Genomic DNA, 10,388 nt, shown 5'->3' with positions numbered 1-10,388 from the left:
GACGGCTCTCGCTCCGCGTCGGCGCACTCACGTCAGTCTCGGCGATTTCGAGGTCTTGTGGACTCGGCGCGGCGATGTCGCACGCCGGTTCAGCACGGCCGCCTTGTCGGTGCCGGGCGTCGAACACGCGACCACGGTGGTCGGGCGGCGTCGTGCCAAGGTCCTCGTGACCACCGATTCCGAGGTCGATGAGTCGGCGCTACGCAGCACTCTCGAGAGCGTTGCGTCGTCGTTGGAGAATTCGGTGCGCGTCAAGCTCAAGGTGGTCACTCGACACAAGAAGGAGGCATCGCGATGAACCGCGGACCCGCGTCATTTCACCGGATCACGGCAGGACTGATCGGTCTGATCTGCCTCGTCGTCGGCGTGGGCGCCGTCCTGTGGAAACTCAACGTGCCCAAGGTTCGTGAGTGGGCCGATCACCTCGATTCTGGCTGGCCTGCCCGCCTCGACGGAACCGACTGGTGGACGGTGGTGCTGTTCGGAATCGTGATCATCGGTCTGATTTGGGGATGGTCACTGATCTCGACGGCCATTCGCCCGAGCAAGGTCGACGACCTCGAACTCGCGGGCAGCAACGACGACGGCGAACTGATCGTCGCGCCCAAGCTGATCGCGAACGCAGTCGCCGCCGACCTCGCGGGACACACGATGTTCGACGACGTCTCGGCGAAGGCCCTCGACGACAGAGGCCGCAAACTCATCAGGGTCACCGTGACCGCACCGCCGACCTACTCTTACGACGACGTCGCCGCTGTGCTCGGACCCGAGATAGAGCTGATCCGGGCTGCGGTGGACGGTTCCGACGTCCACGTCCAGGGCCTCGTCCACTTTGAAACCCCCACGGGCTGACGGGGTCTCGCCTGATGCAACGGATGTCGGCCGCGGATGTGGTGCCGTATTGGATGGCGCCGATCATCCCCAACGATCAGTTCGTGGTCTACCTCTTCGCCCACGACCGTCCGGGCGACGCCGCGCAGCTAGCAGCGTGGATCGCGACGCGGGCGGCGGCGGTCGCGGACCTGAGGTTGCGCGTCCTCGACATTCCGTTCACGCTCGATAGGCCCTACTGGGTACACGCCGATATTCTGCCGCGCCAGTTTGTCGTCGTCGACGCCGCGCTCACCTGGGAGGACTGTCTGGCGACTCTGGCGGACCGGATGGCCGAGCAGCTCGATTCGACTGAGATGGCCTGGCGGGTACATCTTTTCGCTCACGTGTCGGGAGTTCCGGGCACGGGGGCGTCCGGCGACGAGGTTCCGAACGATTCGGCCGACGATCGTGGCGGCGTCGTCGTGGCCCTGCAGTTCTCGCACGCACTCGGGGACGGTCGACGCACTGCGGCGATCGCCCGCGAACTCTTCGGACAAGTGACCCCGTTACCCGCCACCTCCGCGTATCCGATACGCGCACTTCCGGATTCGGCTCTACGGGTCGCGGGAGCGGTGGTCGGGGCGGCGCGCCTGCCCGCGCAGTTCGCTTCGATGATCGCTCGCGGATTCGTTGCCTGGCAACGGTATCGGGCTTCTCCTCCACAGCAGAGCGGCGGTGTGCCGCTCTCACGCCTGAATCGCGCACCGGGAGCGGGTCGAACCCTGCGCACGCTCACCGTGGAGCGCGAGGCTCTTCGTATCGGTGACCTCGGTGTCACAGTCGGTGCGCTGGTGGCGATTTCGCTGGCACTGCCGACGTTCCTCGCCGATCCCGAGGGCGGTGTCGTCGTCGAGCTCACCGTCGCACGGTCACCGAAGAAGTCGGTGCGCAACAACTTTCGTAACGTCGGCGTCGACCTCCACGTCGACGAGCCGGATCTCGCGCAGCGGGCTCGTCTGATCGCCGCCGAGATCGACACCGCCCGTCGCGCCGACGACGATCCGGCGCGCGTCGCATCGCGTGCGGCAACCGCCGCGACTCCTGCGGCGTTGACCCGGTGGGGCATCGGCCACTTCGACCCGACGGTGGTTCCCGAGCGCATCACCGGGGTCACCGTTGTGTCGTCGGTGAATCGGGGTACGGGCGACCTCGCGCTCGACGGCAGACCGGTCCTCGCGACAACGGGCTTTCCCGCGCTGTCTCCCGTGCAAGGCCTGACGCACGGCGTGCACGGAATCGCCGATCGAGTCACCATCTCGGTGACGACGTCGCCGGAAATCGCTCCCGACGTCGACGACTACGTGACGTTGTTGTCCGAAGCGATCGACCAGGTCGGGACCCTCCGACCCCGCGGCGTCAGAGCTGGTCGTGTGGCGCCCGTGATGGATCGTGGCCGCTCGGAAGAGAATTCCGTGGGCCACGTGTGAGCCGCTTCGGCAGCCGGTCGGCGAGTCCGCCGAGCGGTGCAACAGTCTGGTTGAGGAGGTCGACGGTCTCGGCGAGTTCGTGAACGGTGTCTTGCATCGCGATGAGATTCGGGGCGAGTGTCGCGATGACCTCGGTCAGTTCAGTGATGCGATCAAGCGTGCCGCCGGGAGTGATTGCGCGCTCGACCGCGCCGTTCTCGCCGACGAGTTGGTCCAGAAGACCCCCGTCGGCCGCAAGCCGGTCGAGAACCCCACCAGGCTCTGTAGCCTTTTCGAGTACGCCGCCGGGAGCAGTGAGTTGGTCGACGATCCCGCCCTCGGACGTCAGGCGTTCGAGGATGCCCTCGTTCTCGGTGAACTGGTCGACGACTCCGCCCTCTCGGGTGAGCCGGTCGAGCGGGCCGTCCTTGGCGGTCAGCCGGACGAGGATGCCGTTCTCGTCGGTGATCTGGTCGAAAATGCCGCCGGGGGCCGTCAACTTCTCGAGGAGTCCGTCCTTGGCGGTGAGGCGGTCGACGACGCCACCGGGAGTGACCAGTCGCTCGAGTGGACCTCCCGGCGCGATCAGCCTGCCCAGCGGGCGGTCGGGTGACATCAAATCGCTCAGCTGAGCCAGCAGCGCGAGCGGGGCGCGCGCACCGCCGAGTTCGGCGCTGGAGACCCCGATGGCCTGCCCGATCTCGTGCTGCACACTCGTCGCAGTCACTCGCGCGATGGTGACCGCCGATTCCGCGGCTGTCAGTGCCACACCTGCTATCGCGAACCCCAGGCGGAACGGTAGGTCGACGGCCGAGCGGAGGTCCACAGGCACGATGTCGAAATCGGTGTCACGTTCTTCGACCACCACGACACCCTAGCCTTTCGCCGACGCCTGATCGCCCGCTTTGGCTGCTGCCTTCGCGGCCTTTTTGAAGTCCCGAACCTTCTGCAGTGAGTCGGGGTCGGTTACGTCCGCAACCGACCGAAAACCCTTCTTGCCGTAGTCGCCGACGACCGTGGTCCAGCCGCGCGGAGCGACGTCGAGTTGCTTTGCGAGGAGCGCTGTGAAGATCTTCGCCTTCTGATCGCCGAAGCCGGGCAGTGCGCGTATGCGGTCGAACAGTTCCTTGCCGGTGGTGGCTGTCGTCCACAGGCGCGCGGTGTCGCCGTCGTACTCGTCGACGATGACCCGGGCGAGCGACTGCACGCGGCCTGCCATAGAGCGGCCGTAGCGGTGGATGGCCGGCGGTGTGGCGCACAGGTCGGCGAAGGCCTCGGGATCGGCGTCGGCGATCGCTTCGGGATCGAGCGAACCGAACCTGTCACGAATCTTCGCTGGTCCGGCGAAGGCGCGTTCCATCGGAAACTGTTGGTCGAGCAACATGCCGGTGAGCAGCGCGAACGCGTCGGTCGACAGCAGTTCGTCTGCGGCCGGGTCTTGGGCAATCTGCAGTTTTGCCATGGCTCCATCCTAGGGACTCCTACACTGACGCCATGCGCGAAGGGGTAGTCGGTGCAAGCAGGATCGCGATGCGCCGGATGGCGGTGATCGTGGGTGCGGCAATCCTCGCGATTACGGGACTGACGACCGCCGGCGTCGGCGGCGCGCAGGCGATTCCGGAATACAGCAACCCCAACTTCGTGACCTCGCTGAGGTGCGACAGCGCCAATCCGTGGCCCTTGGGGCCGTTGCGCATCCACGTCGATGTCTTCAACGGCATCCGTTTCCCGTCGGACGGTCTGCCACCTCCGGCGATCGAGCTGATCGGCACCGATCGTGGCAAGCCGGGGCTCGTCGAGTACTCGATGGACGTCACGGTCACGTGGCGCAACCTGGCGACGGGTCGCACGGGTGTGGTCAGCGCGCCGAGCCGGGCGCGAAACATCTCCTGGCAGATCGACATTCATCCGGGTTCCGGACCGGTGTCGTTCGTCATTCGGCAGAAGATCGGGGCCATCGCGTTCGTACCGATGGTCAACCCGCAGTTCTCGACGTGCCGCGGCACTGCAACCGCCTGAACGCCGGTCTGTCACGATCTGAACTCGATCTCGTCGCGCTGTCACGGTTTCGCCTGTGGTGCGTGCAAAACGCCTTCACGCTGAACAACATTGGGTAACGTGAAAATCACGTCTGGGGCGCTGCGTCCCCGCGAACCGAGCATCGAGGCGAGGTCAGGCAATGTCACAAGCACGTTCTGCCCCTTCATCTGATCAACACACAGCGCGGGTCATCGGCGTCAGCGTCGCAGCTGCCGTCGGCGGATTCCTCTTCGGCTTCGACAGTTCCGTTGTCAACGGCGCAGTCGACTCCATCCAGGACACCTTCGGGCTGGGATCGCTGTTCAAGGGCTTCGCCGTCGCGATCGCACTGCTCGGTTGCGTTGTCGGTGCATGGTTTGCCGGTCGTCTTGCTGACGTCTGGGGTCGCAAACGCGTGATGGTCCTCGGTGCGGTGATGTTCGCCGCGTCGGCCGTCGGAACCGCGTACACCCAAACGGTCTGGGACCTGCTCATCTGGCGCGTGATCGGCGGACTCGGCATCGGCATCGCGTCGGTCATCGCCCCCGCCTACATCGCCGAGATCGCGCCGGCGCGCTATCGCGGCGCGCTTGCATCCATGCAGCAGTTGGCCATCACACTCGGCATTTTCGCAGCGCTGTTGTCGGACAAGCTCTTTCAACAGGCCGCGCCAGGTGGCGACCCCATGAACACGCTGTGGTGGGGACTCGAGGCCTGGCGGTGGATGTTCCTGGTCGGCGTCATTCCCGCAGTCGTGTACGGCATCCTCGCGCTGCTGATCCCGGAGTCTCCTCGGTATCTCGTCGGGCACAACCGCGACGAGGAGGCCGCCCGCATCCTGCAGGAGGTCACCGGAGAGCAGCATCCGCTCGATCGTGTCAAAGAGATCAAACTGACCGTCAAGCGTGAATCGTCGGCCAAGCTGTCGGATCTGCGCGGGCCGTCGTTCGGTCTGCATCCGCTTGTCTGGGTGGGTATCTGGCTGGCGATCTTCCAGCAGTTCGTCGGTATCAACGCCATCTTCTACTATTCGACGAGCCTGTGGACGTCTGTCGGATTCAGTACCGACTCCGCGTTCACCACGTCGGTCATCACGTCGGCGATCAACGTGGTGATGACGTTCGTGGCGATTCTGTTCGTCGATCGGATCGGTCGGCGGGTGCTGCTGCTCTGGGGCTCGGTCGGCATGTTCATCGGACTCGTCATGGCGTGCGTAGCCTTCACGCAGTCGCACTACAAGGAGACCGGCTCCGTCGGCGATACGCAGTGCACACCGGGGAACACCAACTCCGATTGCCTGACGCTCAACGGACATTGGGGCGTGGTCGCGTTGATCGGAGCCAACCTCTTCGTGATCGCGTTCGCTGCCACCTGGGGTCCGGTCATGTGGGTCATGCTCAGCGAGATGTTCCCCAACCGAATCCGCGGAGTCGCGCTCGGTGTGTGTACCGCGTTCAACTGGCTGGCGAACTTCACCATCTCGATGCTCTTCCCGCAGGCCAGCTCGAGTCTCGGACTCGGATGGGTCTACGGCTTCTTCGCTTTCTGTGCCGCGGCGTCGTACTTCTTCGTCAAGGCGAAGGTGCGCGAAACCAAGGGTCTCGAACTAGAGGAAATGGATGCCGTTGCGGCAGATGACCTCTCGCGCTTCGAGGCGACGAAGCGGGCGAAATCGAGTTAGGCCTGAACTCAGTCGATCTCGCCGACCGTGTCGGCTGATGCCGCGACGTCGACTGCGTCGGTGAGCAGATACTGCGCCGCGAAGTAGCTTGCGAGAACCCAGACTTCACCGATGCGTCGCGCGGTGGCACCCGAGATCAGGTGTCGGCGGTTGAGGATCGTGAAATCTGATGCGAGGAACAACAGCCCGCCGATGCGAGCAGATGGCTGCGGGGAGTGGACGGCGCCCGCCAGCGTCGACATCGCCGCCAACGAGGTGCCGTACGGGGAGAGCACGAGCAGCGGACGAGGTCGGTTGGCGGCCAGGACCGCGGCCGACTCACCAAGAGCCACCATCCTCGGCGCGAACGCCTGGACTGTCGGTCGGGCACCGCGGCGCCAGAACAACGTGGAGTAGCACAGCTGCGCAACACCGAAAAGCGCTGCGCCCGTGGCGAGTCGACGATCCTTTGTCATGCGATCAGCTTCGGTGTCAGTTGGCGTGAACTCTTCGAGAAGCATCGCGCGGTCGCCTGCTGCCGAGAACGCTATGGCACCGGCGAGCAGCGCATCGTCGATGCCCAGACCGGAGTAGTGGTGCTGTCGACGCAGTAGTGCTCGTCCTGCGAGCAGGGCGAGCGGAATCGGCTTGGTGAGTGCGGCGGCGCGTCGTGTTCCGAATGCGCCCGCGGCGCTCGCGACAGCCGATGAGAGTGCGTAGGCGAGGGGAAAGCCTACCGACGCCGCTCGGTGTCGAAATCCTCCCGACGCGGCTCGCCGTCGAGGACCCATCAGCGCATGACGGTGGCGATGAACGAACGGATGTCGTTGTCGGCCATCTTGTTTGCGCCGTCAGCGGACAGAGTCAGATACGGGCGCGGGGTGACTTGTCTGTCGGCCATCCGGGCGTCGTTGATGTAGTTCAGCGTCAGCGGCACGATCACGGACGGATCGACGAGCCCCTGCGTCATCATCACCGGTCGGGTGAAGCCACGAACCGGCAACACCGATGCCGCCTCGAGAACACCTGCGAGCTCTCGATTGCCCGAGAGTGGTTTGGAGAACAGCGATCCCAGCGACACACCGTCGACCTCGCGGGTCAGATCGGCGACGCACAGTTGCGCCGCACGGTTCAACCAGCTTCTGCCGCTCTCGGTGAGGTAGTCGACCACATCCACTGACGGGCGCGCGCTGCTGATGGCGCTGAGAGTGTAGAGGGCGTCGGCGGTCAACCCGGCGGGCAGGTTGACGGTGCCGGGGCCGAGTTTCGTGAGCAGCGACGAGAACTGTGCCGGGATCGACGACGCGGCGGCGCCGCGGAAGTCCAGGTTCGGACCGCCGAGTGTCGGCCCGATCCGAGCGAGTGTGACCGCAGCTGCGGCACCTTGTCCCTGACCGACGACGGCCCACCGACGCGAGACATCGCTGCGCAATGATTGGGTGGCACGCACCGCGTCGACGATGTTGCGCGCCGTCGCATCGGTGTCGAAATACTGTGGTGTTCCGGCGGTTCCGAGTCCCGCGTAGTCGGTGCTCACCACCGCGTAGCCACGTGACAGCCACGTCCGTGCTTGATCGAGATCAGCGACAGCCGGCCGCACCGACGGAGCGCACCCGTCTGCCAGGCCCCGGGAACCGTGCGCCCAGGCGATGACCGGGAATCCGCCTGCGGGAACGGATCCGAAGGGTGTCAGCAGCACGCCGCTCGATCGTTGCGGCTTGTGATCTGCCCCGGTGGTCGCGTAGGTGAACACCGTGCCGCTCGCCGCGCCGGGCACCAGATCCGATCGGGTGATCGGCCGCCGCGAGTACACCGCGCCTGCCGACGCCCCGCTTGTCGTGACCGCATCGACAGTCGTTGTGGTGTCGGAAAACTTGGTGGGGTCGGAAGTCTTGGCGGGGTCCGAGGAGGACTGCGCGCTCGGCTCACCGGCCGACGCTGGTGGGGCCGCCGACGCCAGGGCAGGTGCTGCCGCGAGGCCTACGCAGGCGATGGCTGCGCACGTCGCCACACGCAGCGATCTGCCCGATGCCGATCTGTCTGATACCGATCTGTCACATGCGATATCCCCTGCCTGCCTCCGCGGTCTCCGGCGGCGAGATGACGTCGTCACTTGGCGTTCACCACGCCGATCGCAGGCAGGAAGAAGCATGAGCGGCCCGCGTTGTTCGACGTCCCGTAGATGGCGGCCAGAATGGTGCCGCTACCGGTCTTCACCGGAGCGAGGCGCACACCGGACAGCAACGGAAGCAGAATCTTCGCGCGTGGATCCGTCACCGGGGCAAGCTTTTCGAAACCACCCTGCAGTGTCGAGGTGTTGAACCACGCAACCTGCATCTGGCCGTCATCGGCGGTGCCGGTACCGACAGCGGCCGGGACGAAAGCGAAAGCCGTCTCACCCTTGCCCACGAGATTCAGCTTCTCCGGCAAGGTGATGCCGGGGATGAGCTTCAGAAGCGGTGCCAGGGGTTCGACAACCTTCATCGGCTCCTCCTTGGCGGGCCACGGCCCCGGCGCTGCACCGGCAGCGCCTGTCACGATCCCGAGCGGGTTGTCGTCGGTAGGCGCTGCGCAGAATGGTGCGATGGCGGGCGAGAACGGTTGGATGCCGAGCGTTTTGAGTGCTGACTCGACGTCGGAACCGGCGACGGGATGGGGTGCGCCGCCGGTGGCACTCACGTCGCGCGACGCCGAAGCGCCACCGAGTGCAACGGAGAGGGTGTTGAGTTTGCTCTCGATGTCGGCGGTGGAAAGCTGCCCCAACGAGGACTTCACGGCCTCAGCGGCCTTCAATGCCAACTGGTCGACGCCTGCGGCCTTGAGTACTTTGACTGCTTCGGCGAGCTCGTGGTCGAGCGGGACGCTGCCGAGCGACTGAGGGTCGGGGGCCAGGGTCGTCGGAGCGGTGGGCAGTGCGGGCGCAGCTGATGCCGTCGCCGGTACGACGAGCAGCATCGCGGCGGCCGTGACCGCTCCTGCGACGCCAACGCGGAGTCGACGTCGGTTCTGCTCGCGGTGCCCGGTCGTGGTGCGGTGCCCGGTTGCGGTGTGTAGGGCCGACATCATCATGCTTCTCCTCGACACGACCATCAGCCCACGCACGATACGCGTGGTGCAGATGTGACAGATGTTTCTAGAGTTACAAGAGATCATGGTTGAGGTGGGGTCTGCAAGTCGCGAGTCCGAGCTGTGATGTGCACGCGACCCCGATGCGATCCTCGACGCTGCCCTCGAGCGATGCGACCCGACGGCCAATATCGGGAGCCGCAAACGCTAGAGCAGAAACGGCAGAGCAGAAACGGCAGAGCAGAACCGGCAAAGCAGAAACGGCAGAGCAGAAACGGCAGAGCAGAGACGACAAGGCCGGGGAAGCGTGTGCTGCTTCCCCGGCCTTTGCCGAGAGTGCTACCCGGGTCGGATCAGATGATCGCGAGTCCGATCGTCGGGATGATGGTGCAGCTGAGCACCTTGCCCTTGGTCTTGGTGGTCACGTCGCCGTAGATCGTGGAGATCACGCGTCCCTTGCCGGTAGAGGCGATCCCGGTGAAGGTGCCCGGTCCGTTGGTCGCGTTGATCAGCGCGTTGCGCTTGAGCTGGAGCTGACCGGTGCGGCCGTTGTCGATGTTGATCCAGCTGACCAGCAGCTGGCGGGCCTGATTGTTGATCGCGGGGCCGGTGCCGAGGCTGGTGTAGACGTAGCCGGCCTGTCCACGCTTGGGGCCTGGAGCCGGCGCCTTCTGCGGACCCGCCGTCACGAGTGCTCGACCGAGGGAGTTGCCGCCGCCGGGCATGCAGCCGAAGCCGAGCGTCGGGTAGAGGAACTCCTGAATCTTCGGTGCGTTCGGGCCCTGCGGGATCTCCGGGTCGCCTGGCTTTGCGGCCTCGATCCGGGCGACCTGCTTGCGGCCGGGTTCGCCGAGGAAGTCGGTGATCTTCTGCCAGGTGGCGGCGACCTGTGGGGGGAGCCCGGGCTGGTCGGCCATCGCTCGCGCCTGCTGCAACAGCTGGGCGTTCACCTTGCCGTCCGGTCCGGGGGTGGTGACCGAGCCGATGATCGCGGGCGCGAAGGCTCCGAGGGAATCCAGCGTGCGCTGGTCGACCTTCGTGGCCTGGGTGGGCGCCGGTGCCGCGTGCGCGAGGCTCGGGGCGGCGAGCGAAGCGGCGACGGCGACCGTTGCTGCGGCCACTGCGATGCGGGCGCGACTGGTCAGTGCTGAGAGACGCACTTGTCGGAGTCCTATCGGTTGTCGGTGTAGTTATCGGGCACTCGGTACTTGTCGAGCACAGGCTAACGGTGCACTCGGGACCCTACCCGGGCGTCCTGTCCGGAAACGCCGGCGCGTCATTCTAAGCCCCGGCGATGGGGCGGTGTCCAGGGGAGCCTAACGCCGCAAGCACCCCGGTTTTGGTGCAGGTGATGCAATTGTTAC

The 10,388-nt window shown here is 65.7% G+C and carries 10 protein-coding genes and 1 pseudogene; 5 read left to right on the top strand and 6 right to left on the bottom strand.

What is annotated here, in order from left to right; translation table 11 throughout:
- The 3 genes and pseudogenes from A5777_RS12885 to A5777_RS12875 all read left to right on the top strand — a co-directional run.
- Nucleotides 1–298, top strand: a pseudogene (locus A5777_RS12885) (hypothetical protein); the annotation flags it as partial.
- Nucleotides 295–852 (top strand): hypothetical protein, encoded by a 558-nt coding sequence (locus tag A5777_RS12880; RefSeq protein ID WP_064862937.1) that lies wholly within the window; start codon nucleotides 295–297, stop codon nucleotides 850–852. The pseudogene A5777_RS12885 and the gene A5777_RS12880, both read left to right, overlap by 4 nt.
- Nucleotides 853–866: 14 nt before the next feature.
- Nucleotides 867–2,300 carry a WS/DGAT domain-containing protein gene (locus A5777_RS12875; RefSeq protein ID WP_064862936.1) on the top strand — a complete coding sequence of 478 codons (1,434 nt, stop codon included), beginning with the start codon at nucleotides 867–869 and terminating at the stop codon, nucleotides 2,298–2,300.
- Here A5777_RS12875 and A5777_RS12870 read toward each other — a convergent pair.
- Together A5777_RS12870 and A5777_RS12865 are read right to left on the bottom strand one after the other, a co-directional pair.
- On the bottom strand, nucleotides 2,230–3,144 hold the full coding sequence (locus tag A5777_RS12870) for a hypothetical protein (protein ID WP_064862940.1): 915 nt from the start codon (nucleotides 3,142–3,144) through the stop codon (nucleotides 2,230–2,232). The two genes, A5777_RS12875 and A5777_RS12870, sit on opposite strands and share 71 nt — an antisense overlap.
- A gap of 9 nt (nucleotides 3,145–3,153) precedes the next feature.
- Nucleotides 3,154–3,741, bottom strand: coding sequence for an HhH-GPD-type base excision DNA repair protein (locus A5777_RS12865; RefSeq protein WP_064862935.1), 588 nt, complete (start codon nucleotides 3,739–3,741; stop codon nucleotides 3,154–3,156).
- Nucleotides 3,742–3,818: 77 nt separating this feature from the next.
- Between A5777_RS12865 and A5777_RS12860 the strand changes: the two genes are divergently transcribed.
- Both A5777_RS12860 and A5777_RS12855 read left to right on the top strand, forming a co-directional pair.
- The gene (locus A5777_RS12860) at nucleotides 3,819–4,298 is read left to right on the top strand and encodes a hypothetical protein (protein ID WP_064862934.1); all 480 of its coding nucleotides are present in this window, start codon (nucleotides 3,819–3,821) and stop codon (nucleotides 4,296–4,298) included.
- A gap of 160 nt (nucleotides 4,299–4,458) precedes the next feature.
- Nucleotides 4,459–5,979, top strand: coding sequence for a sugar porter family MFS transporter (locus tag A5777_RS12855; RefSeq protein WP_064862933.1), 1,521 nt, complete (start codon nucleotides 4,459–4,461; stop codon nucleotides 5,977–5,979).
- Nucleotides 5,980–5,987: 8 nt separating this feature from the next.
- Here A5777_RS12855 and A5777_RS12850 read toward each other — a convergent pair whose 3' ends face one another.
- The 4 genes from A5777_RS12850 to A5777_RS12835 all read right to left on the bottom strand — a co-directional run bounded on the left by A5777_RS12850 (nucleotide 5,988) and on the right by A5777_RS12835 (nucleotide 10,184).
- Nucleotides 5,988–6,749 (bottom strand): lysoplasmalogenase, encoded by a 762-nt coding sequence (locus tag A5777_RS12850; protein ID WP_064862932.1) that lies wholly within the window; start codon nucleotides 6,747–6,749, stop codon nucleotides 5,988–5,990.
- Nucleotides 6,749–7,969, bottom strand: coding sequence for a secretory lipase (locus tag A5777_RS12845; protein WP_005207393.1), 1,221 nt, complete (start codon nucleotides 7,967–7,969; stop codon nucleotides 6,749–6,751). The genes A5777_RS12850 and A5777_RS12845 overlap by 1 nt, the downstream gene beginning before the upstream one ends.
- 98 nt (nucleotides 7,970–8,067) lie before the next feature.
- Nucleotides 8,068–9,024, bottom strand: a complete 957-nt coding sequence (locus A5777_RS12840; RefSeq protein ID WP_082933657.1) for a hypothetical protein — start codon at nucleotides 9,022–9,024, stop codon at nucleotides 8,068–8,070.
- Between the two features lie 353 nt (nucleotides 9,025–9,377).
- A complete protein-coding gene (locus A5777_RS12835; protein ID WP_005207391.1) occupies nucleotides 9,378–10,184 on the bottom strand; it encodes an Rv1157c family protein in 807 nt (268 codons plus the stop codon).
- Nucleotides 10,185–10,388: the final 204 nt, after the last annotated feature.

Origin of the sequence: Gordonia sp. 852002-10350_SCH5691597 (assembly GCF_001665715.1) — a bacterium.
GTDB lineage: Bacteria > Actinomycetota > Actinomycetes > Mycobacteriales > Mycobacteriaceae > Gordonia > Gordonia sputi.
This window is presented reverse-complemented; position numbering and strand designations above follow the sequence as displayed.

Coding starts and splice junctions, on each gene's coding strand:
- A5777_RS12850 (WP_064862932.1), bottom strand. CDS start 6,749: ATGGGTCCTCGACGGCGAGCCGCGTCGGGAGGATTTCGACACCGAGCG.
- A5777_RS12840 (WP_082933657.1), bottom strand. CDS start 9,024: ATGATGTCGGCCCTACACACCGCAACCGGGCACCGCACCACGACCGGG.
- A5777_RS12860 (WP_064862934.1), top strand. CDS start 3,819: ATGGCGGTGATCGTGGGTGCGGCAATCCTCGCGATTACGGGACTGACG.
- A5777_RS12875 (WP_064862936.1), top strand. CDS start 867: ATGCAACGGATGTCGGCCGCGGATGTGGTGCCGTATTGGATGGCGCCG.
- A5777_RS12865 (WP_064862935.1), bottom strand. CDS start 3,741: ATGGCAAAACTGCAGATTGCCCAAGACCCGGCCGCAGACGAACTGCTG.
- A5777_RS12855 (WP_064862933.1), top strand. CDS start 4,459: ATGTCACAAGCACGTTCTGCCCCTTCATCTGATCAACACACAGCGCGG.
- A5777_RS12880 (WP_064862937.1), top strand. CDS start 295: ATGAACCGCGGACCCGCGTCATTTCACCGGATCACGGCAGGACTGATC.